Annotated in this window: 16 protein-coding genes and 1 rRNA gene; 9 read left to right on the forward strand and 8 right to left on the reverse strand. The window is 50.0% G+C overall.

Annotation, left to right across the window (positions count from 1 at the left end):
* Positions 1–186 precede the first annotated feature (186 nt).
* Both MJZ26_10990 and MJZ26_10995 read left to right on the forward strand, forming a co-directional pair.
* Positions 187–2,289, forward strand: a complete 2,103-nt coding sequence (locus MJZ26_10990; GenBank protein MCQ2106304.1) for a M6 family metalloprotease domain-containing protein — start codon at positions 187–189, stop codon at positions 2,287–2,289.
* Between the two features lie 228 nt (positions 2,290–2,517).
* Entirely contained in the window at positions 2,518–3,153 is a 636-nt protein-coding gene (locus MJZ26_10995) for a hypothetical protein (GenBank protein MCQ2106305.1), read from the forward strand.
* Between the two features lie 90 nt (positions 3,154–3,243).
* Here MJZ26_10995 and MJZ26_11000 read toward each other — a convergent pair whose 3' ends face one another.
* Positions 3,244–4,101 (reverse strand): TIGR02147 family protein, encoded by an 858-nt coding sequence (locus MJZ26_11000; GenBank protein ID MCQ2106306.1) that lies wholly within the window; start codon positions 4,099–4,101, stop codon positions 3,244–3,246.
* 186 nt (positions 4,102–4,287) lie between these two features.
* Here MJZ26_11000 and MJZ26_11005 point away from each other — a divergent pair, with 186 nt between their 5' ends.
* Entirely contained in the window at positions 4,288–6,906 is a 2,619-nt protein-coding gene (locus tag MJZ26_11005) for an Ig-like domain-containing protein (GenBank protein ID MCQ2106307.1), read from the forward strand.
* Between the two features lie 233 nt (positions 6,907–7,139).
* Here the strand turns inward: MJZ26_11005 and MJZ26_11010 are convergent, their stop codons facing one another.
* The 3 genes from MJZ26_11010 to MJZ26_11020 all read right to left on the reverse strand — a co-directional run bounded on the left by MJZ26_11010 (position 7,140) and on the right by MJZ26_11020 (position 10,654).
* Entirely contained in the window at positions 7,140–8,648 is a 1,509-nt protein-coding gene (locus tag MJZ26_11010; GenBank protein ID MCQ2106308.1) for a hypothetical protein, read from the reverse strand.
* A gap of 19 nt (positions 8,649–8,667) precedes the next feature.
* Positions 8,668–9,768: a protein kinase gene (locus tag MJZ26_11015; GenBank protein MCQ2106309.1), complete on the reverse strand. Its 1,101-nt coding sequence runs from the start codon at positions 9,766–9,768 to the stop codon at positions 8,668–8,670.
* Between the two features lie 91 nt (positions 9,769–9,859).
* Positions 9,860–10,654, reverse strand: a complete 795-nt coding sequence (locus MJZ26_11020) for a TIGR00730 family Rossman fold protein (protein ID MCQ2106310.1) — start codon at positions 10,652–10,654, stop codon at positions 9,860–9,862.
* 134 nt (positions 10,655–10,788) lie between these two features.
* Here MJZ26_11020 and MJZ26_11025 point away from each other — a divergent pair, with 134 nt between their 5' ends.
* Positions 10,789–11,001, forward strand: coding sequence for a hypothetical protein (locus MJZ26_11025; GenBank protein ID MCQ2106311.1), 213 nt, complete (start codon positions 10,789–10,791; stop codon positions 10,999–11,001).
* Between the two features lie 107 nt (positions 11,002–11,108).
* Here the strand turns inward: MJZ26_11025 and MJZ26_11030 are convergent, their stop codons facing one another.
* Both MJZ26_11030 and MJZ26_11035 read right to left on the reverse strand, forming a co-directional pair.
* Complete coding sequence (locus MJZ26_11030) at positions 11,109–11,795, reverse strand: hypothetical protein (protein MCQ2106312.1); 687 nt, start codon at positions 11,793–11,795, stop codon at positions 11,109–11,111.
* A gap of 163 nt (positions 11,796–11,958) precedes the next feature.
* Complete coding sequence (locus MJZ26_11035) at positions 11,959–14,544, reverse strand: TIGR03960 family B12-binding radical SAM protein (protein MCQ2106313.1); 2,586 nt, start codon at positions 14,542–14,544, stop codon at positions 11,959–11,961.
* An 84-nt stretch (positions 14,545–14,628) separates the two neighbouring features.
* Between MJZ26_11035 and MJZ26_11040 the strand changes: the two genes are divergently transcribed.
* From MJZ26_11040 to truA, 3 genes are all read left to right on the forward strand, one after another.
* A complete protein-coding gene (locus tag MJZ26_11040; protein MCQ2106314.1) occupies positions 14,629–16,005 on the forward strand; it encodes a GGDEF domain-containing protein in 1,377 nt (458 codons plus the stop codon).
* A 253-nt stretch (positions 16,006–16,258) separates the two neighbouring features.
* The gene (locus MJZ26_11045) at positions 16,259–17,230 is read left to right on the forward strand and encodes a hypothetical protein (GenBank protein MCQ2106315.1); all 972 of its coding nucleotides are present in this window, start codon (positions 16,259–16,261) and stop codon (positions 17,228–17,230) included.
* Positions 17,231–17,236: 6 nt separating this feature from the next.
* Positions 17,237–17,989, forward strand: coding sequence for a tRNA pseudouridine(38-40) synthase TruA (gene truA, locus MJZ26_11050; GenBank protein ID MCQ2106316.1), 753 nt, complete (start codon positions 17,237–17,239; stop codon positions 17,987–17,989).
* Positions 17,990–18,048: 59 nt separating this feature from the next.
* On the opposite strand, the gene MJZ26_11055 is transcribed toward truA, so the two are convergent.
* Both MJZ26_11055 and MJZ26_11060 read right to left on the reverse strand, forming a co-directional pair.
* Positions 18,049–18,783, reverse strand: a complete 735-nt coding sequence (locus MJZ26_11055) for a pyridoxine 5'-phosphate synthase (protein MCQ2106317.1) — start codon at positions 18,781–18,783, stop codon at positions 18,049–18,051.
* A gap of 12 nt (positions 18,784–18,795) precedes the next feature.
* A complete protein-coding gene (locus tag MJZ26_11060) occupies positions 18,796–19,899 on the reverse strand; it encodes a divergent polysaccharide deacetylase family protein (GenBank protein ID MCQ2106318.1) in 1,104 nt (367 codons plus the stop codon).
* Between the two features lie 30 nt (positions 19,900–19,929).
* Here MJZ26_11060 and miaA point away from each other — a divergent pair, with 30 nt between their 5' ends.
* Together miaA and MJZ26_11070 are read left to right on the forward strand one after the other, a co-directional pair.
* Positions 19,930–20,817 carry a tRNA (adenosine(37)-N6)-dimethylallyltransferase MiaA gene (gene miaA, locus MJZ26_11065; protein MCQ2106319.1) on the forward strand — a complete coding sequence of 296 codons (888 nt, stop codon included), beginning with the start codon at positions 19,930–19,932 and terminating at the stop codon, positions 20,815–20,817.
* Between the two features lie 288 nt (positions 20,818–21,105).
* Positions 21,106–22,035 (forward strand): 16S ribosomal RNA (locus MJZ26_11070); the annotation flags it as partial.

Consider the following 22,035-nt stretch of genomic DNA (forward strand, 5'->3'; position numbering starts at 1 on the left):
AAAAACCGCTAAAAAGTGAGAAATATTTTGAGAACGTGTGCCGCGATGTAATTTTATGTAGATAAAATGGCGAAATTTTACGGAAAAGGCAATTTTTACGAAAAATTCTTGAATTAACACGACTATTGCACGGAATGTTTAGACATTTTGGGGCGTTTCCTGCATTTTTTGGGTACTTTTAGGAATATGAAATTCGATGTACTTGAAAAGTCGCTGTTTGGATTAGGAATTCTATCTGGCTTGGCTTTTGCAGCCCCTGCAAATCCAGCCCCGTTTACTGTTGAAAACCAGGGTGACGAACTAACCCTCCAGAGGGGTGGCGATGAACATTATCGCTTTACCAGAACCTCCGACGGCTTTCTGGTGGTTCAAGGTGACGATCAGGTTTACTATTACGCCGATGAACAGGGCGAGGCTTCCAAGTACAAGGCAAGGAACGAAAATGCCCGAACTGCCCAGGAAAAGGCCTTCCTGAAAAAGCTGAATCGTGAGGCGGTTCTCAAATCCCATCGCGAAAAGCATCCCGACAGGTTTGTTCGACCTAGGGAGCATCAGGCACCGAAGCGAGCACCTTGGGTGCCTACGGAAAATGTTTCCGGCGGTTCCGATGTTAACGACGATGTTCACCCTTTGTTACGTCTTCCCAGTCCCGAGGCCCATGCCAACGGCACTAACCGATTCCCGATTATTCTGGTAACAACTAGCGGTGGCCGGGAATACCTTGACTCTGCAACATTCCACCAGATGTTGAATAAGGAAGGCTATAATGCCAATGGTTATGTGGGGTCGGTAAGGGATTATTTTGTGGACCAGTCTTCCGGTCGATTTGTTCCGACCTTTGACATCTACAAGGTTTCCGTAAGCAATTCCCTGTCCAGCTACAAGGATTCCGACTACAAGCTGGTGGTGGATGCGGTAAATGCGATCAAGAATCGTTATCCATCTTTCGATGCGTCGCCCTATGATTCCGACAAGGATGGAAAGGTGGACGCCGTAGGTGTCTTTTATTCTGGCGACGATGACAGTGGTGTAGGTGGGTATCACTATGAACTGCGTTGGAATGGTGTAGCGAACCTGAACGTTGGCGGAAAAATCTTTAATTCCTATTACCTGTTGAGTCAGGGAACTTATCCTTACGTAGGCTTGATCCACGAATTCAGCCATTCCATGGGTCTGATGGATCACTATTGCGTTTACTCAAACGATTGCTATAGTGACTTTACCAACAACCAGTACCAGTCTCCTGGCGCCCATGCCTGGGATGTGATGGCGACGGGTATGTATAATAACTCCGGCAAGAATCCTCCCAACTACAGCGCCTTTGAACGAAACTTTATGGGCTGGCTGGACTATGAAAATTTGGATACGAAGGCGCAGGTGACAACTGTTGCACCTTTGCATAAGTCCAATAAGGCGATCAAGATTCCTGTAAGTGGAAATAACAACGAATGGTTCATTCTCGAAAATCGTCAGCAGAGCAAGTGGGATGCGGGCTTGCCTAATCACGGTCTCTTGATTTGGCATATCGACTACAATCAGAATGCCTGGAATTCCGACGCATTGAATGACGATCCGGCTCATCAGCATATTGACGTGGTGGAAGCCGGCAATCTCAAGGTGACTGGTTTCTATGATGGGCAAAGTGCGACCCATCTGAAGGACGATTCCTTTCCGGGTTCACAGAACGTAACAAACTATGGCCCCTTTAAGTCCTGGGGTGGCGTGGACTTGGGCGTAAGTCTTTATGGCATTATGGAAGAAAACAATGATGCTTGCTTTACCACTCAAAAGGGTGTGAATGTTACAACCTGCAAAGTTGCTTCCAGCAGTTCTGTAAGTGCAGAGTCTAGCAGTTCTGTGCTGCCGTCCAGTAGCTCTGTGAACGTTTCTAGTTCGTCTATTAAATTTGAGTCTAGTTCTTCCCAGACTCCGGTTGTATCCAGTAGTTCTGTCGCTACATCTAGCAGTTCGCTGATTCCTGAGGAATCTTCTTCCAGCGCAGAGCTTGAGGAGTCCAGTTCCTCCGCGTTGGCTGTTTCCGAAGTAAAGGTTTCTGCGAATGGAGTCCGCATGGCTGTTTCTGCCGGAGTGCTGGAATTGACGCTCCCTGCGGAAGGTGTAAAGGCGGTAAAGGTTTTTGACCTGCAGGGAAACGTAGTCTTTGGGCAGATGGTAAATGGAAGTCGCGCCTCCTTGAATGTGGGTTCCGTAATTCCTAAGGGCGCCTACATCGTACGGGTAAACCGTGGCAATCAAGTCCTGGGTACTCAGAAAATCTGCGTTCCCTAGGGCTCCTGCTATCTTGTCCGCGGGATTTGTTGTGATTTCTTCCTAGATTCGTTTAAGAAATCTATTTTGCGAAAATGATGGCCGTTATCAGTCTGAAATCAACGACTGTATTAAATAAAACATCCTGTATCATCTAGAGAAAACGCGGCAGAAATGTCGCTTTTTTCGTTTGCATTTTTGCTATAGACAACGAATGAGGTTATTTTTTAGCAAACGGAGGTTAGGAATATGAAAATCCGCAAGCTTATTACCAAATGCATATTGATGGTGGTGGCTTTTCTTTGGGCCGGCTGTAGCGATGACGAATCAAGCGATCCCGTGTGCCTTTATGGCGCGGGGCCTGTCTTTGACGAAAGTTCCTCTTCTGTTAGCAGCTCCAGCGAAGAGTTCAGTAGTCCTGAGATTGAAGCCCCGAATAGTTCTTCCAGCCTAGTGGATAGGGAGGCCGCTCTTGCTCGAGGTGAAACGCTTTGCGCGGAACATAATGGCGTTAGGGAAATGATTCAATATGAACCTCCCTGGGGATCTCCCGAATCAAGAGCCGATGGGGTTGCCCGCGAAGAAGTTCGGGACAGCGTGGAAAAGGTCTTGAAAACTAGCGTGGCAAAGAAATTCTCTTTTGCGAAGAGATCCTGTCTAGAAAAATTTGCCGGAAATGTTGATATGGTTGTCTTGTATGGCGCACCCATGCCTGCTGAAGAGAATCCTTACGATATCTGGCAGTACATTTGCAAAAATGGCGTAATCCTCAAGGACGAAGCTTATCAGGAAAAGGATCGCGAATACGATAAAGCTTTTGACGAAGCAAAAAAAGAAAGTCTTGAGAGATACCGCAAAGAAGTGGATGATTGTGGAAAATCCTAGAATCTAGATAAAAGCAAAAAAATCGCAGGCGGTGAACCTGCGATTTTTGCATTAGAGAGAAAAGTCTTTGGCGGGCTTGTTCTGCGTTGCCTACTTGTCCGCCTTGCCGCCCACCTGGAATAGGGCGAATTCCATTTGGAAAACCTTGTCGCTGCCTTTGTCCTCTTCGGCGATGAGGGCAATTTCCTTACGGAAGGCGTTGATGCGTTCCACGATGCGTTCGTAGCCTTCCTGGCTGATGCCCAGGGTAAGGCCCGAAATGTGGCGTTTGCCCGGCGGGTCCCGGTCGATGGAGTCGGCGCCCATCTTGAGGCAGTTCTGGTGGTAACCGCGAAGTGCCAGTTTGGAGGTGCGGTCACCGGTGGTGATGGCGCTTTCCGTCAGGATGTACTTGCCGTCCTCATCCTTCTTGATGAGTTGGCATTCTTCCAAAAGTTTTACAGATTGCTTCGCCTCGTCTGGCGTAATCTTCGGGTTTACCTGCTTGGCCAATGCGGCGTAGTCCCCGTCGAATCCGAACATGCCGATAAGGCTGCGGATAAACAGATGGCGGGGGTGGGAATAAATCATGTACTGGGCGTGTCCCAATAGGTGTTGCTTTTCTGCGAAACGCACGACCTTGAGGACCGCCTGCATCTTTCCAAAGGCGGCATCGCGGTCTTCCGTAGTTTCCGCCTGGTTGAATTCCACCAGGGCTACGAAAAATTCTGTCTCGTGCTTGCCCAGGCGAAGGCCGGAGGCCACCTTGGGAATACTCTGGGTGGAAAGGTTCTTTTCGCCGTTCATGACGCGGCTGATGAAGTCCTTTGCCTTGAAACCGATCTTGTCAGAAAATACGCGCAGGGAGAAAGCCGGGTTGGCTGCCTTCTTCTGGTTGTAATAGTCTTTCAAAAATTCCCTGTAATCCAGGTACTCAAAGACTTTTTTCTGTTTCTGCGTTTCGGTCATGCTAAAAATGTAAGAAATTGCCGTCTAGATGGAATAGAGAAAATAATATTGCCGTTGTCTAGAAACAACGGTAAATGGTGATGGACTGATAAAAAGATAGGAAAATGGCCTCTTTTAACGTAGATTTTAAGCAATCCTAGAAGAATTATGGCAATTCCGCCCCGTTGTCTAGGATTGGGTGTATTTATGAAGAGTGTTATGGGTAAAATGGTTGCAGGTATGGTTCTGGCCGGTACGTTCGGAGTGTCTCAGGCCGCTGTATCTGTAAGTGAAGTGGTGACGCTTCCTGGCGATGTAAATTTGGGCGGTGGCGACAAGGTGGGTTCTCAGCTCATCGCAGCCACCTACAACGCAGGAAAGGGCCCCGGTGTTTGGATTGTGGCAGATGGCGGTTATCGCCTTTACCACAACGGTTCCTTGCTGGCCGAAGATAATCAGGCTGGCCGCGTCCGCTTCATTCCCATGACCTTGCTTCCTGGCGAAAACGCATTCTCCGTAGTTGGCGTCAATGGCGCTGGCGCTCCCGGCGTCATGGTGCAGATTGATGACCTGGACCGTTCCTACTACAGTGGCGGCGACTGGAAGGCAAAGCCCAGCGTAGGCAATACTTCTTGGAAGAACAAGGGCCGCGACCTTTCCCAGTGGGGTAGTGCTACCACCTTGACTTACGCCAACACCAAGATGCCTAGCGGAGCTGCCCTCAACGGTTTTGCTCCCAATACTCAGTCCAAGTGGATCTGGACCGGCAGCGAATCCGACAAGAACGCTATTTTACTTTTCAACTTGAATGTGAAGGCCGAAGGCTTTGGTGCTGTAACCACCGGCGGCGACAAGGGCAATATCGTCATTGCGAAGGATTCTGCCGAAGTCCGCAAGTACCTGCAGTCCAATGATGCTGTGACCATTCTCGTTCCCGAAGGTACTTATGATTTCCGTCAGTTCCGCAATGCGGTTACCGAAGCCACCAGGCAGGGCCGTACCTGGTGCCGCACCACCTGTGGCGAAAAGAATGCGGTCACAGGCAAAACTAATACTTTCTACCGCATCGCCTTCCAGGCAAATTCCTGCTCCTCTCTGGGCGAGTCCGGCCTTGAAATCGTGAAGGAAAGCGACAATCTTCAGTCCTGGAGCAACTGGATTACCATCAAGGGCAACAAGAGCTTGATCGGTATGGGCCGTGGCGCAAACCTTCGCGGCGCATCCCTCAATAACCGCTGGAATGAAGGCGGCCACAATAACATCTATCGCAATCTGGCCATCTATGATGTGAACCCGCACCTGATTGAAGCGGGCGACGGCCTGGAAACTAGCGGCGACAAGGATCACCACATCAAGAACTTCTGGGCAGACCATATTAGCTACAAGTGGATTTCTGATGGCATGGATATGGAATTCGTGGATAACGCAACCATTAGCTATACCGATCTGGATGGTGCCAACGAATACAACTGCTGGGGCACCGACCCTTACATGGCCCTTGTGGAAGACGCTCACTTGACTTACGCCAACAACTACTGGCACAATTCTTATGGCCGCGTTCCCAAGGTTACTGGCGAAACTAACGGCTCCCAGGTGCATATCTACAATCAGCTGGTGGACGGCAACCGCTTCTTCATCGCTGGCGCCAATGGCCATAGCTCTACGGCCAAGGCTTATGTCCGCTACGAAAACAGCTACATCAAGAATGGCAACGGCTACCTGGCTGAATGGGGCGACAACGGCTACGTTTATTTCAGTGGTGTTACTTTCGATAATACCAAGCAGCAGCATCGCTACAACGGCACTGTAACACAGGGCGTACCTCAGGCAGCAACATTCAATCCCTCTTACTCTTGGGAAAAGCGTACTGTTGCAAACCTGCCCACGGATCTTCCGAAGCTCACCGGTGTAGGCGGCCGCTACGGTTCCATGCCCTCTTACAACCAGGCTTTCGGCATCAGCAAGAAGGCTGCAGAAGTCAAGCTGAGTGCGCCTGCTGCAAACGCAAAATATGATGCCGGCGCCGCCGTATTGCTCACTGCTGCAAAGAGCGCTGGTGACGGTTCCGTCAAGAGTGTGGATTTCTACATCGGTAACGACAAGGTGGGCTCTGCAACTGCCGCACCGTTCCAGGTAACAGCCTCCGGCCTTTCCGCTGGTGTCTATTCTGCAGTAGCCGTCGTCACTGACAACAACGGCCTTACCCACATGTCTGAATTCGTGACCTTCGAAGTGGTAGGCGAGACTTATCCTGAAATTACTAAGTGCGGTGCTGGTTCCTCTAGCCAGGCAATAAATCTTGGCGAAGCTATCACTGATTTCTGCTACACCTGGACCGGTGCTGAAACCGTAAAGGCTGAGGGCTTCCCCAAGGGCATTACTGCAGATATCGATAACGCGGCCAAGAAGATTTCCATCAGCGGAACTCCTACGGAAGCAGGCGCGTTCTCCTTCAAGGTAAGCGCCACCAGTAACGACTCCACTTTCTCTAAGTCCGGCAAGATTACGGTAACGGATCCCAACGCACCCGCAAGCTCCAGCTCTCAGGAGCCTGCAGAGGAATCCAGCTCCAGCGAAGTGCCGGAAAGTTCCTCCAGCGAATCTGTGGATCCTGAATCTTCTAGCAGCGACGTTACCGCCATCGGCGCCCGTATGCAGCTTTCTACCGAGGCGGAAGCCGGCTTCTACCGCGTCTTTGACATGCAGGGCCGTCCCTTGTTCTCCGGAGAACGCAAGCCGAACAGGATGCCTGCATCCCGCGTGGTTGTGGTGGAATATACCAAGGCAAACGGAATTGCCCTCCGCCGTTACATCCAGACCCGCTAACTTTTTCCTCCAAAAAACACCAAACAAAAGACCGTCCCCGAATGGGGTCGGCCTTTTGTTTACAACATTTCGGCCGTCCCCGAATGGGGTCGGCCTTTTGTTTACAACATTGCGGCCGGTCCCCGAATGGGGTCGGCCTTTTGTTTTCAACATTACGGCTGATCCCCGAATGGGGTCGGCCTTTTGTTTTCAACATTACGGCTGCCCCTGAATGGGGTCGGCCTTTTGTTTATCTAGGAATCGCTCTTTTTTTGATGCTCGTCCAGCATTCGCCTTGCTTGCTTTGCCATCATATCGTTTTCGTTCATGGCAATAACCTTTTCAAGCAAATGAATTCCGTTACTGTATTCAATCTCGTTGTTAACGCAGATTTCTCCAAGGGTGAACAAGGCCCTTCTTGCAAGGAAAGCGTCTTTCTCTGTGGAAAGACCCTTTCTTAACAGGATTAGAGCTGCTTCTGGTGCGTTTTTCGCCTTGGCCATTTCACCCCATTCCAGCCATTGCATGCTGGAAACATCAATGTAAAGTGATGGGCTTGCCATTCTTTCGGCAACGCTTTTTACCAGCTTGGTGTCCACGGGAATTTCTTGTAAAAGGGATGTCAATGCCTGGCTTAGGAGGCTTTTGGATTTCTCGAACTGAGTTTCCTTGGCTGCCTTGAAACCTTCTTCCACAAGGGCTCTGGTCTTTGCTTTTCGCTCGGCCATGGGATTCTTGTTGCTGTTGCTCATAAGCCGTTCTCTCAGGGCTTCGGCGTTGATTTCCTTGCGGGTTTTGCGACGAGTCTCAATTTTGACGCCCGCTAAAGCGCCCAGGCCAAAGCAGACCGGTTCTGTAATGGCGACAGATCCGAAAATGCCTGGATTCAGGAACCAGTTAACGAGTACGTCTAGAATCAGTCCCGCGACAGCGATTGCGGTAACAATCTGGCTGGTCAATTCTTTTTTGGGGGCGAATGCTGTTGCACCAAGAATGAAGGCGAGAGTCAGGCTCATGCCCATGTAGCGTTCACCTGCGTAATGATCGAAGAAACTTGTGCTGGCAAAGAAATCTGCAACGACGCCTCCGCAAATGGAAAACAGGGCGATAAACCCGGTAAGCACCGGCAACGACCAGCGTTTCTGCATCCGGATGAAGGCAAATAGGAACAGCGGTGCGAAAATCAAATAGTTAAGAATGTTGGGGCATAAAATCCAGCTGGTCAGGAGTCGTTCATAGTGGGCGTGCTTGGGAACGAAAGCCATGTTGTAACGAGCGAACTGGTCTGTATACTGGATAATCTTTTTTTCCAGGGTGTTTCTAAAGTCTGCTTCCGTAGGGTAGCGGCCATGCTCCTGAATAAAAAGTTCCTTGCCGCCCTGGATTTCCCACCACTGGCGGTATTCCTGCGCCATGGTTTTTACCTGTTCCTTTACAACATAGGAAGGATTTTGGGAAAGGTACTTTTCACGGTAGCTTTGAAATTCTTCTTTCTTCAGCTGAGGAGTCGGCTCCAAACCCACGGAACGGAACTGTTCTTCGCCAGCATCTTGCCACCATTGGTCGAAAGTCTTTTGGATATTCCTTTCGCGATTGTGCTGCTTGATCTGAGGCATGGCTCCGGTGATTCCGTTGAATACGCCAATCCCAATGATTAAGACGAGTACAACAAACTGAGTCGGAGTCAGTCTGCGAATGCCCTTAAAAAGGGTCTTTACTGCGAGCTTGAAAAGTCGTGTGGTGCGGTTTGCTGATTTTGCCATACCGCGAATATATATTCTTTTAATGACGACCGTATTCGTTCAATTGGTTCCAGAGGAAATCTGTATTGACGTCCCTGTAACCAAGGGAATTGACCCTTTCCCTAAGCTTATGAGCCATGGTAAAAAGGTTGGGGCAGTTCTGCATTCGTTCAAAACTGTCGAAGATGGTGAGGTTGTCAATCCACTGAGTCAACTCAGGGAATCTAGAGTCCTGGAAACAGTTCTCTCGACCGTGCTTGAGATATTCCAGATAGCGGTCGGTAATGCGGTAACCGTCTTCGATGAAAATATCCATGGTCTTGGGGAACAGTTTCTTTCCGGTCAGGAATTCATGGATGATGATTCCAAAACTAAAGTAGTCTACGGAGTTGGACAGGTTCTCGCCCATAATGGCCTGTTCCGGCGCACTATAGCAGGGTGTCATCTGGCCGCCATACTCTGTAACGGTTTCGCGCATTTTTGCCTGGGCGTAACCGAAGTCGCATACCAGAATCTTGTGGTTGTTTCTGTGTTCCGGATTTTGGCAAAGCAGTAGGTTCTTGGGCTTTAGATCCTTATGCACAACCTGGTAGTAGTGTAGCTGGCTGATGGTGTTTGCCAGATAGGCAATCTGGGCGATACGGTGAAGGACCTCGTCGTCAGTCAGGTTTGCTTTAAAGGTCTTGTCCAGGGAACATCCCTTGATGAATTCCATTTTCAGGTAGGGGTGCCTGCCTGCAATTCCACCACCCATGCTCTGTACCACGCCTTCGATATTTGTGGCGTGTATCAGGTTGTTGATTCGTATTTCATCCTGGAAGGCGCTAAGCAGTGCGTTTAAACGATGGATACGATCTTTGCCGGGGCGAGCCCAGTACTTGCAAATCTTGACGACAATTTCTTGCTCGGCAAGATGGGCGTTGCTGCCGTTTTGTTCCAGCCAATACTTGGCGCGATAAAGATTGTTTGTGCCTTCAAGGGTCAAAGGCTCGGTGAGTTCGATTCGTCTTACGGAACCATTGTGCAGAAATTCGGGATTCTGGTCAAACCACCTTTGGTATTCCTCCATGGTGTAGTTGGGGCGCAGTGACAGGTTTCTGGAAACCCGATCCAATGTTTCTGCCAAAAGATTTCGAATCATGTCATAAAGATAGCTAATCTGCTTCTATAAAAAAAGAGTCGCAGGCCATAGAAGACCTGCGACGGTTTGAATATAATTTGATTGTAAGTTTTTAAGCGGATTGTTCTTCCAAGGCGGAGGTAATGATCTTGTAGGCGTCGTCTACAGAGTCGCAGAAATGGAACAACTGCAGGTCTTCCTTGTTGATCATGCCGGTTTCTGCCAGGTATTCCCAGTTGACCACCTTCTTCCAGAATTCAGAACCGAATACGATCACAGGCATTTTCTGGGCGTACTTGTTGGTCTGAATCAAGGTGAGCATTTCGAACATTTCGTCAAGGGTGCCGAAACCGCCGGGGAATACGACCAGGGCACGAGCCATCTTTAGGAACCAGTACTTACGAACGAAGAAATAACGGAACTGGAGGTTCAGTTCATCGTCGATATAGGGATTCGGATGCTGTTCGAAGGGCAGCTTGATGTTCAAGCCGATAGAAGGGGTGCCTACGTCACTTGCGCCACGGTTGCCGGCTTCCATAATGCCAGGGCCGCCACCGGTCATGACTGCGAAGCCGTCTTTGCGCTTATTGGCCCACTTGCCGAGCTTTGCCCCCAGTTCTCTGGCGGCATCGTAGTATTCGGCTACCAGCGACAGGGACTTGAGACGGGCCAGTTCCTTCTTGTTCTTGCAACCCTTCATGCGCTTCTTGATTTCGCTCATGGGGAGTGTACGTGCGGAACCAAAGAAAACGATGGTGTTCTTGACGTCTTCCTGGTTGAAAACTTGGCTAGGACCGATAAATTCAGACAAAATGCGAAGGGGACGGCCTGCGTCACTATTCATAAATTCTGCATTATGGTACATCATCTGCCCGATTTGGGGCTTAATCATCTTCTTGGTTGCCATAATAGACTCCTTTTCAAAGGGTTACGAAATTAAAATACTATCAAATTTTAATTAAACAACAAAAAAATGATTATTTAATCGTTAATTTTGAATTTGTCTCTAGGTTGGAGGTTAAAAAACTTTATATTTAAGACATGCTCGTAAAAATTTGGACTGACAGTTTTATCATTACCGGCGAAATCGACACCCTTCGTGACGAACGCCTTACGGATTACATCCGCGAAAACAAGGACTTTATCGCCGTGACCCAGGTCAAGGTTAGCGACCGTAACGAAAAGGACCTGTTCCGTACACACTTCCTTAACGTGAGCACTAGCCATATCGAAATTATTCTGCCTGCGGAGTAATAGACCGCCAAGGCATATGTAGGGGCCGGTTAAACGCCTGCTCCCTTGATAGATAAAAAAAGCCGCCCCGAATGGAGCGGCTAAAATTGTTGGAATGTGATTCCTGATTACATGAAGAACCAGCCAACCATGATTCCGGTCTTGAGACCGATGTCAAGGCGGGAGAAGTCGATGTCGCTTTCGCTCCAGCTCTTGTAGTTGAATGCGAGGCCGACCTTGCCGTTCAGGTAGAGGTTCTTTGCCAGGTTGGCGCGGAAACCGCCCAGAATGTTGAAGTCGATCTGGCTGTTGTCTTCACCCCAGCTGGAGTAGAGGAATTCGCCGCCCACAGAGATCGGCAAGAGCTTTTCTGTTACGAAATAGTCGAAACCGACACCAATCTGGAGCTGGGTGTAGTCGTCGCCAGCCTTGACTTCGACACCGTTGGCTTCGGCGGAGGTTTCACCACCAAGGAACAGACCCAAGATAAGGCTGAGTTCCATGTCCGGAGCCAGCTTGTAGGTGATGTAGAATTTCTGGGAAGCGTTGTTGTCGAGAGCGTCAATCAGATCCAGCTGGAAGCCGAACTTGCCGTCGCCAGCGTTGGTAGCAACACGGGGCTTGCTTTCCTTCTTCTTTTCGGGCTTGGCGGGAGCTTCATCTTCCTCCTCTTCCTCCTCTTCTTCTTCGTCGGCAGCCTTCTTTTCAACCTTGGCAGGGGCGTCGTCTTCTTCGTATTCTTCTTCGTCGTCCTGGGCGTAGCCGTAGCTTGCCAGAGCCAGGGAGGTCATAAGAGCCAAAAACATTTTCTTCATAAGTAACTCCTTAAATTTTGCTTTTGAATATACTTAAAAATTGGATTTTCTTCATAAAGTTTTTTATTTGCAATAAAAAAAACATACCCATAGGTATGTTTTTTTTGAAAAAAAGAGCGAAAATAGCCCTTCTTGAAAAGATTACCCTAAGGTTCCAAACAAGTTAAAAATCCATGGCTATTTTCTTTATCAGGAATTTCCTAGTCTCATCATCGACTTTCTTGGGGTCGTATTCCTTGCCAAGAAGACCAGCATAAATGCTGAACGGGCTTGCCGTTCCGCCTTGGTCGTTGCATTTGGCCTTTACAAGGATTGTCTTTCCCTGAATTTGCAGGTCAAGGATGTGCTCGTTCAAGTTGATTTCCTGACCGCGATGGTTCAGTACTACAGGCAGGGTCTTTGCTCTGAACATTTCACGGATGCTCTGAGCTTGTTCGTCAGACATGTCGTCGGCAGTATAGCTATAGACCATGGACTTGGGGAAATGCTTTGAAAGCTTGTCCTGCAAGGGCTCGATGTTTACGATTTCCATGCCGCGGGGGAATGGGGCGGAAAGCTTCTTCATGGTCTCGGGAAGACCTGCCGGGGAAATGTCCAGGGGCTTCAGAAGTTCCACGCTGATGATTTCGCAGTAGGTTTCAAGACCCAGGGGCAATGCGCCCATATTCACGATACGGGGCTTGGGGCTAAAGCCTTCGCTGAACTTGATGGGAATGCCTGCACACAGGAAGGTGCGTTCGAAGAAGCTCAGCATGTTGTGATGGGGCAGGAAGCGGCTGAGGCCAGTCTTCTTGAAAGTAATCTTGTAGCTGAAGCAGTCCTTTTGCTTGGGGCGGCGTTCTGCCACCAGCTTCTTGATTTCTTCGGGGGTACGGCTAGGTGCAGCATGTCGCACCGGATTGTCTGCCAAATGGATTTCTGCACCAAAGCCAGGAATGCCGCACTTCTGGCAGTCGCCCCACTTGCAGTTGGGAACGGGGGCAGAGTTTGGATCGAAGGCCTTTTCCCATTCGCGGCGCAGGTATTGTTTGGTGGTTCCTGCGTGAATGAAATCCCAGGGAAAAACTTCTTCCTTTTCGCGGGTGCGGTAGACCCAGCTGGTGTCGTAGCCGCATTCTTCCCAAACCTGGAGCCATGTGTCGTAATTGAAACGGTAGGCGTCGCTTTCGAAGGTAAGGCCTTTCTTGTAGGCGGCATAAATGACGGGTGCCAAACGACGGTCGCCGCGGCTGTAAATTGCTTCCAGGTGGCTCATTTCCCAGCCGGCCCAGTTCACCTTTACGTTGGGGTGCTTAAAGAAACGCTCGCGAACGAAGCGGATGTGCTTTAACGCGGTTTCCTTGTCCATGAAGGGTGCCCACTGGAGACCTGTAAAGGACTTGGGAATGAGAATGCCCATGGAAACGGCAATCTGGCAGCCTCGCAGGTACTTGCGGCCAATCTTTACCAAGTTCTCGATAAGCTGGCAGAAGGCTTCCATGTCTTCCAAATTTTCGGTGGGGAAGCCGATCATGGTGTACAGCTTAATCTTGTTGAAACCGCTGGAGAAGGCGTGTTCTGCGGCGTTGTACATGTCCTGGTCGCTGATGGTCTTGTTGATCATCTTGCGGATTCGCTCGGAACCGGTTTCCGGGGCGAAGGTGGCGCTGCGGCCGCCCTTCAATGCAGAAATCTTCTGGGCCAGGGTCTCGCCGAAGGCGTTGACGCGAATGGAGGGGAGGCTTACGTCTACGGTGTCGAAGAACGGGTCGTCGATGATGGAATCCGTAAGGCCTTCCACCGGCTTGTAGTCTGCGGTAGAAAGAGAAAGCAGTCCTAGTTCTCGCTCGCCTGTAGCCTGGATACCTTCCTTGGCGATTTCAAGAACATCGTCGGGATCCAGCTCGCGGCAAGGGCGGTACCAGACGCCAGCCTGGCAGAAACGGCAGCCTTGGGCGCAGCCGCGCATGACTTCCACGCTGAAGCGGTTGTGGACCAGCTGCATATTGCCGATGAGGTTCTTGGTGGGGTAGTTCTTGCGGTCCATGACCGGGATGAACTGGCGGCGTACTCCGCTTGTCTTTTCGTAAGTGCCGGAGGCTGGCTCTGCGGGCACGATGTCGCCGAATTCGTTTGTCACGACGGGGCGCAGGCTTGGTATGTAAACGCCGTCAATCTTTGAGAGGTTCTCGAGAATCTGCTTACGCTTAAGCCCTGCCTTGCGGCCTTCGCCCACGCAGCGCAGGAACTTCACGATCATATCTTCGCCGTCGCCAATCATGAAGGCGTCGAAGAAGTCTGCCACCGGTTCGGGGTTTGCCATGGCGGGGCCGCCGGCAACCACAATGGGGTCTTCTTCCTTACGGTCTCTGTTCCAGGTGCAAACTCGAGCCAGGTCCAAAACATAGGGCACGTTGGTGAAGTTCAGTTCCGTCTGAAGGGTCATCCCCAGCACTTCAAAGTCCCTGATGGGGGTGTAGCTGGCGTAGCTGTACAGGGGAATGTCGTATTTCTCCATCTCCCTCGCCATGTCTTCCCAGGGGGCAAAGCTTACTTCGCACAGCAGGTCCGGTTCACGATTGATTACGTGATACAGAATGCGGATGCCGTTGTTGCTCATGCCGATTTCGTACTTGTCGGGGAATACAAATGCCATGCGACAAAGCATTTGACTGTGGTCCTTTACCACACTGTTGGCTTCACCACCCATGTAGCGGGCGGGGGATTCAACGGCGGGAAGGGCTAGGGCGATTTTCTCGAGAATTGTCATGGAGGTAAATGTAGTTATTTAAAAATGCCTTCAGTTTGGAAATTGATGATAATCACTTTGAATATTTTTAAGTAAATTATAGCTATGTCTATGTTTACCTACATTGTGTGGCTGATCGCTTTTGTGGCAGGCGTCGCTGTCTCCTATTTTGTGCCCGAAACAATCATCTCCTTGGGCGGCAAGTTCCTGTTCATAGGAACGTGGGGCGCCGTTCTTGGCTTCGTGTTTTACAATATCTGCAAGAAGCGTATCGAGAATGCAGAAGCAGAATACATGGAAAACTTGAACAATTTCAAGGGCAAGATGGATGCGACCTCTGGCCTCCAGATTATCGATCACGCACCCTTGATGGAAGAGGAACCTAAAAAAGAAGAACCTGTTCCCCAGCCTTTGCCCAAGGGCACGATTTCTGCAAAGGAAGCCATCGAAAAGATGACCGAAGAAGCGATTCGTGTCGGATTCCCGTTAGACGCCTGGAAGTCCTTTGCAAAGTCCATGGTCAAGAATCGCCCCTTTGTAGAAGTGCTCAAGAATCTTGAAACATTGCTGCCGGAGCTTTTCCCCAAGGCGTCCGGTGTCCTTTACATGTATGCCGATACTCAAACAGATCTGCACAAGGTCCTTTCGTTCGGAGACAAGGTCATTAGCGACGATGTAATCCATCCGGGCGAATGTGCCAGCTACGATGCGGGCGATGTTGTTGTTTCCGATTTTTCCAAGCCAAACCTGTCCGGAGGCTGCACCCACCTGCATCACCACCCCCAGGGCGTTACCTTCTGTATGCCGGTCGAAGGCTTTGAGGAACATTTTGGAATCCTTACGGTTCAGACAGATGTGCTGCCAGACAACGAGTCAGAAGCAGATTGGCACGCCAAGGTCAGCCTCGTGGGAACAAGCTTCGGCCTGTACGTGGCTAACCAGAACTTGAACGTTCGTTACAAGACCCACAGCATTCGTGACGATCTTACGGGCATGTTCAATCGTCGTTATATGGAGGAAACCTTGAATCGAGAGGTTTCTGCGGCAGCCCGCCATAACACGCCCATTGGTCTCATTATGCTCTATCCCGATGCGGTCGGAGAAATTGCCAGCACCCGTGGAACCCATGCGGTAGATCAGTTGCTATGGGAATTGGGCCAGAGGCTTCCGGGGTATATCCGTAACGAGGATATTCCGTGCCGTTTTGATGGCGAGGTTTTCTGCGTCATCCTTCCGGGGGCCGATCTTAAGATTACCAGTCAGCGTGCCGAAAAGATTAGGAATGAAATTTCCCAGTTGCAGATTGCCTATGGCGAGTCCGTTCTTTCTACAACACTTAGCATGGGCGTGTCCGTGATGCCCGATCATGCTTCCGACGCTTCTGGCTTGCTTTATGCGGCTCATGAATCCATGCGTTTTGCTATCCAGTCTGGAGCAAACCGAGTGATTCTTGCCGATGCCATCATGAAGGAACTTCAGTAAAGCTATAAGAAAATCCGGAATTCTCAATAAAAAAACCTTCTGACAGAAGTCAGAAGGTTTTTTTGGGGGTTAGGAGGAGAACAAAGAGTTCTTGAACACAAAGTTATGAATTTTTACCTGGGTGTACCATATTTTTCTTTATATACCCAAAACAAGTGTTGAGAACTTCTCAATTTTCTCAAAACGCCATTTTTGGGCTGATTTTGAGGAATCTTTGATTTTTGGATGAGTTGTTTTTGCTAAATTTGTAAATATGAAGAAGTTTGTTGCGCCTGTAATACTGCTTTTGCTGGCATCTGCCCTGGTTGCTTTCCTTACTTTGGATTTCGGATCCAGGTCCTCTTTTGATGCTGACGCCTACCTTTCTGCCCGAGCAAAGATTGATTCCCTTGAAATTGCTCTTTGGAATGCCCAGAGCAATCCCGAAGCCCAGGTGGCTATTCGTGGCGAATTGGAACGTTCCTGGGAGGAACTTTCCGCCATGAGGGCTGCTCCCACTGAATCTCCGGAGGCTGATGGAGAGGCTGCCCCTGCCGAATCTAAGGGCATGTCTTCCGATGTTATTATGTGGATTGCCGCAGGCGCAGTGGCAGTCGTTCTCTGTATCGTTATTCTGGTTTTGATTCTTAGACACCGTAAGGAAGTGGTTACCCGCCAGATGGAAGCTGTCAAGGCAGAACGTTTCAAGGAAGCCAAGGCAAGCGAAGAAGCTCCCACCCTTACGCCCCGTCCCCGTCAGCCTAAGCGCTCCATCATTGCCGATGCTGAAGCTTATGCTGCCAAGAAGCGCGAAACCATGGCTCAGCAGCCTGTGGAAAAGACTGTTGCTCCAACGGATTCCGAGCAGAAGGTTGCCTTCGAAGACGAAAATGGCGTTGTCGAGAACAAGATCCTTACGGGAAGCTTTGACAAGCCGACCCTTCGCCCCACAGCCAAGGAACGTATCACTTCCGCAGTGCAGAACCTCTCCAACGTGTTCCGTTCTCCCCGTGGCATTTCTAGGGATCGTACCATGAGCATCCGTGCCCAGAGCCGTAACGTTACCGGCGATCCTAACTTGATGGGCAGCAGCCCGCTGGAAACTACCCGCTTTGATCGCGAATCTACCGAGAAGGTCAAGATTCTGCAGATGTCTCGCCGCGGTTTCCCGGCATCCGCTATTGCATCCCAGCTCAAGATTCCTCAGGAAAAGGTCGAAGCCGTCATTAGGGACGCCCAGGCCTAGTTCTTCATGCGTTATCGTTTCCGTTGCGAGTATCTAGGTAGTGCCTTTCACGGCTGGCAGGCCCAGAATGAAGGCGGCAAGACCAAGTTTGTAACGGTTCAGTCTGCGCTGGAGGAAGCCTTCTCCATCGCCTTACGTACGCCTATCCGCATTACAGGTTCCGGTCGAACCGATACTGGCGTCCATGCCCGCGGTCAGTGCGTCCATTTTGACTATGACGGCGAACTTGATGCCTTCAAAACGGTAAACTCCATAAATGGCCTTACCAAGCGGCTGATTCGAATTCGCGACCTGGAGCCTTGCGATCCGGAATTCCATTCCCGCTACGATGCCTTGTGCAGGTACTACCAGTATACCATGTATACCCGTCCTGTGGCGCTGCTTCGGGATTTTGGCTGGGAATGCGGTTCCCAGAATATGGACCTGGAACGTATGGAGAAGGAGGCGGAATCCTTCCTGGGTCATCACGACTTTATTGACTTCTGCATTCCCCGAAACGATGGAAAGCCTACGGACTGCATCTTGACGGAATTCCGCCTTGAACGTTTGAATGACTGGAGCTGTATGTTCCATATCAAGGGAAACAGGTTCCTGCATCGTCAGGTCCGGGCCATGGTAGGAACGCTCTATGACGTAGGTCGTGGTCGACTTCCTTTGGGTACGGTAAACCAGATTTTCGAAAAGAACTTCCAGGGCGAGCGAACCTGGGCTCCGCCCCAGGGGCTTGTGCTTGAGAATGTGGAATACAAGGACTACTAGTTTGTAAATAAGAAAAGACCTTCCGTATGGAAGGCCTTTTTCGCTAGATAGGTATATGACTAGTCTGCGTTACGGATGGCTTCGAGCATGTCCTTGACGGCACGGTCGAGGCCTACCAGAACAGCCTTGCTTACGATGCTGTGGCCGATGACCAGTTCTTCGATGCCTTCGATGGCGGCGATGGGGCCCACGTTACGGTAGTTCAAGCCACGCCCTGCCTTGACGCGAAGGCCGTACTTACGGGCGAGAACGGTCATGTCCTGGAGGGCGGAAATTTCACGATCCACTTCTTCGGCGCTTCCCAGGGCGCAGGACATGGCGTACTTGCCTGTGTGGAACTCCACGAAATCGGCGCCGATCTTCTTGGCTGCCTTCACCTGTTCGGTTTCGGCATCAATGAAAACGCCTACGGAAATATCGTTGCTCTTGAGCGTCATGACTGGCTTTGCAAGTTCTGCAATCTTGGCTGCGACATTCAAGCCATCTTCAGAAGCCAGTTCCGTGTGAACTTCGGGAACGAGAGTGACGGTGTCGGGCTGGCTGTTAATTGCAATCTGCACCATTTCCTGGCTGGGGGCCATTTCAAGATTCATCTTGGTGGTGACGGTACCGCGAAGCAGACGGACGTCGCGGTCCTGGATGTGGCGCTTGTCTTCACGGAGGTGAACGGTAATGCCGCCTACACCGGCCAGTTCTGCAATAACTGCTGCTGCCACCGGATCCGGTTCAAAGATCTTGCGGGCTTCGCGGATGGTTGCGATATGGTCTACGTTAAAGCCGAGTTTTACTGTCATACAAGCTCCTTATCAGTACTTCATAAATGTAGATAAATTGACTAAGGTCGTACCCTTGCTCTGCAAATTTTTCGAAAGGTCGTTGACCTTGTTCAGAGTAGTTTCGTTTAGGGGCAGAATCATTACAGAAAGACCGCTCTTGGACGCTTCCCTGGTTTTTTGCTTAATGTAGTCGTCCAGGGCGCTGTTGTCGGGGTTGTAGGGTGTGGCGGTTTTACAAGTAATCTTGAAATCCTTGCAGGTTTCGGTGGCCTTGGAAAGTTTGTTTGTAGAGATGTCCAGGAACCACAGGTTGTTCTTTTGCATGGGAGCAAGGATTGCCTGCATCAGCTGCTTGTGTTCAACAGCCTGCTCACCATATCGGGTTGCTACGCCGACGGCATTGGGAACAAGTTTCTTTGCGTCGTCGATAACGGTTTCGATCTGCTCTGCCGTATGGTGAATTCGTAGAGGCCTTAACTTGTTGTGTACCTTGTTTAGCTTATTGGACTCCATTGTAATCCACAGAACCAGTTCCTTGTTCTTGACGCGGTCCAAATCAGGATAGAAACCTTCGGCCATGCCAAAAGGCGGAATCAGCAAGTCATAGGGATAATCTAGCTGATTCAATCCAACAATCAGTTCTGGGGTTAAATTCGTGACCTGGAATGCAACCACCATTTCAGAGGCGTTGTTTCTAAAGATGTTGTCCGAAACCTTGAGGACCAGCTTTAAAGTATCGCCGTCAGGTTGGATCGTGTGCAGGTTTGCAGTCTGGAATGCGGTCTGGTCGTTGTGGACTTCTTCCATCAAAAGAACCTGGCCACCCATTTTTTCTATAAAGCGCTTTGCTTGAAGCAGGTACACGATAATGGTTTGGCCTCGACCAAGAGTCCATGTGTAGGCTTTTGTCTTTTTGCTGTAGCTTTCCTGGATAACCTGCAGCTCTTGCTTGAACTTGTCGGTAAAGGAAAGGGTGTCCTCCACAACAGAGGTGTCCTGTGCAGCGACTTCTGTGGAAGAGCTTTCGCTAGAGGAAGAATCTGTGTTGGAAATTCTTGGTAGAATAAAGACGCAGGTGCCGACAACTACAAGCAGTACAATGATAATTGCAATTATGTGCTTTAATTTTCTCATCTTGCTAATAAATATAACTACATTGGCGGTATGCCTATCTTATTTGCCATGGTTGGTGCCACGGGAATTGGTAAATCCAACTTGTCCCTGGAACTTGCAGAACATTACAACGCCGAAATCATTGGCGTTGACTCCCGGCAGATATACAAGGGGTTCCGTATTGGAACTGCGCAACCCGAGGAGGCTTGTCTCAACCGGGTGAAGCATCACCTAGTGGATTTTCTCGAACCAACGGAATCGTACAGCGCAGGCATGTTCTGTTCTGCTGTAAAGAATCTCGTGGCGGACAATCCTTCGAAAAGTTACATCCTTGTGGGTGGAACCGGTCTTTACATACAAAGTCTTGTTCTTGGGCTTCCGAAGATTCCGCAAATTCCGGAAACAGTTCGCAAGGAACTGGAAGAGGCTGCCGCAAGCAACGGGCTTGATAGTTTGTACAAAATGGCGAAGGATGTAGATCCTGAAGCCATGGAAAACGTAGAGGCGAATAACGCACTGAGAATCATCCGTATCCTTGAGGTGTATAGGGCTACTGGGCGTAAGTTTTCCGAGTTCAAGAAAGAGAGGGAAGGTGGCATTGGTGAACTTCCCGTCTTTTGGTTACAACGTAATAGAGAATCTTTGTACAAAAGAATCAATGAGCGCGTAGACCAGATGATGGCCGATGGCTGGCTGGAAGAAGCTCGGGAATTGGCAAAGACGGTTCCTCTTGATGCTCCTGCATGGCAAAGTTTAGGCTATCGAGAGCTTTTGACGGCAAAAAACACCGCTGAAATTGAAAATATTCTTGAAGAAGTCAAGAAAAAAACGAGAAATTATGCCAAAAGACAGCTGACTTGGTTCCGCTGGCAGCTGAAATCTACCGAAATTGACATGGATTCTCGTGACCCCATGAAAAAAATTGTGAATAGTTTGTGAACACCCCGTTAGGTTCATTGGGCAAGACCCGTGTTTTTCCCGTTTTTTGCGAAAAACAGCAAAAAATGAGAAAAAATTTGAAAAAGAGGCCTTGCAAACATTCTGGAAAATTCTATAATTGGCGTCGTTCCTGAGAGGGACGGCTGAAAAGCCTGAACGATCAGGGCAGAAGTTCGAGAAACTTCTGAGAAGATTGAAGGAATCGGAGATGTGCTTAGTGACGGACCCTAAATCAATTTTAGGGAGTCAATTAAACGAACGTGATTACAGGACCAAGACTTTAAAAAATTAATGAAGAGTTTGATCCTGGCTCAGAACGAACGCTGGTGGCGTGTCTTATACATGCAAGTCGAGCGGGGTCTTCGGACCTAGCGGCGAACGGGTGAGTAACGCGTAAGCAATCTGCCCCATATCAGGGAATACCCGTGCCAACGCGCGGTTAATGCCCAGGAGAGTGGCGGTCCACATGGACCGTTGACTAGAGATTTATCGGTGTGGGATGAGCTTGCGTCCGATTAGCTAGTTGGCGGGGCAACGGCCCACCAAGGCGACGATCGGTAGCCGGCCTGAGAGGGTGATCGGCCACATTGGGACTGAGATACGGCCCAGACTCCTACGGGAGGCAGCAGTAGGGAATATTGCACAATGGGGGAAACCCTGATGCAGCAACGCCACGTGTGGGAAGAAGCATTTCGGTGTGTAAACCACTGTCGTGAGGGAATAAAGCTGGAGTTGTCCAGTTGAATGTACCTCGAAAGGAAGCACCGGCAAACTTCGTGCCAGCAGCCGCGGTAATACGAGGGGTGCAAGCGTTGTTCGGAATCACTGGGCGTAAAGGGAGCGCAGGCGGAGATGCAAGCGGTCTGTACAATACCGGGGCCCAACCCCGGACCTGCAGACTGGACTGTTTCTCTTGGATAGCTCAGGGGCTAGCGGAATTCCTGGTGTAGCGGTGGAATGCGTAGAGATCAGGAAGAACACCGATGGCGAAGGCAGCTTGCTGGGGACTTATCGACGCTCATGCTCGAAAGTGCGGGTAGCAAACAGGATTAGATACCCTGGTAGTCCGCACCGTAAACGATGCATACTGGGTGTCCGGGGTTCGCCCCGGGTACCGGAGCTAACGCGTTAAGTATGCCGCCTGGGGAGTACGTACGCAAGTATGAAACTCAAAGGAATTGACGGGGGCCCGCACAAGCGGTGGAGCATGTGGTTTAA

It is taken from the genome of Fibrobacter sp. (assembly GCA_024398965.1).
Classification (GTDB): domain Bacteria; phylum Fibrobacterota; class Fibrobacteria; order Fibrobacterales; family Fibrobacteraceae; genus Fibrobacter.

Coding starts and splice junctions, on each gene's coding strand:
- MJZ26_10990 (MCQ2106304.1), top strand. CDS start 187: ATGAAATTCGATGTACTTGAAAAGTCGCTGTTTGGATTAGGAATTCTA.
- MJZ26_10995 (MCQ2106305.1), top strand. CDS start 2,518: ATGAAAATCCGCAAGCTTATTACCAAATGCATATTGATGGTGGTGGCT.
- MJZ26_11000 (MCQ2106306.1), bottom strand. CDS start 4,101: ATGACCGAAACGCAGAAACAGAAAAAAGTCTTTGAGTACCTGGATTAC.
- MJZ26_11005 (MCQ2106307.1), top strand. CDS start 4,288: ATGAAGAGTGTTATGGGTAAAATGGTTGCAGGTATGGTTCTGGCCGGT.
- MJZ26_11010 (MCQ2106308.1), bottom strand. CDS start 8,648: ATGGCAAAATCAGCAAACCGCACCACACGACTTTTCAAGCTCGCAGTA.
- MJZ26_11015 (MCQ2106309.1), bottom strand. CDS start 9,768: ATGATTCGAAATCTTTTGGCAGAAACATTGGATCGGGTTTCCAGAAAC.
- MJZ26_11020 (MCQ2106310.1), bottom strand. CDS start 10,654: ATGGCAACCAAGAAGATGATTAAGCCCCAAATCGGGCAGATGATGTAC.
- MJZ26_11025 (MCQ2106311.1), top strand. CDS start 10,789: ATGCTCGTAAAAATTTGGACTGACAGTTTTATCATTACCGGCGAAATC.
- MJZ26_11030 (MCQ2106312.1), bottom strand. CDS start 11,795: ATGAAGAAAATGTTTTTGGCTCTTATGACCTCCCTGGCTCTGGCAAGC.
- MJZ26_11035 (MCQ2106313.1), bottom strand. CDS start 14,544: ATGACAATTCTCGAGAAAATCGCCCTAGCCCTTCCCGCCGTTGAATCC.
- MJZ26_11040 (MCQ2106314.1), top strand. CDS start 14,629: ATGTCTATGTTTACCTACATTGTGTGGCTGATCGCTTTTGTGGCAGGC.
- MJZ26_11045 (MCQ2106315.1), top strand. CDS start 16,259: ATGAAGAAGTTTGTTGCGCCTGTAATACTGCTTTTGCTGGCATCTGCC.
- truA (MCQ2106316.1), top strand. CDS start 17,237: ATGCGTTATCGTTTCCGTTGCGAGTATCTAGGTAGTGCCTTTCACGGC.
- MJZ26_11055 (MCQ2106317.1), bottom strand. CDS start 18,783: ATGACAGTAAAACTCGGCTTTAACGTAGACCATATCGCAACCATCCGC.
- MJZ26_11060 (MCQ2106318.1), bottom strand. CDS start 19,899: ATGAGAAAATTAAAGCACATAATTGCAATTATCATTGTACTGCTTGTA.
- miaA (MCQ2106319.1), top strand. CDS start 19,930: ATGCCTATCTTATTTGCCATGGTTGGTGCCACGGGAATTGGTAAATCC.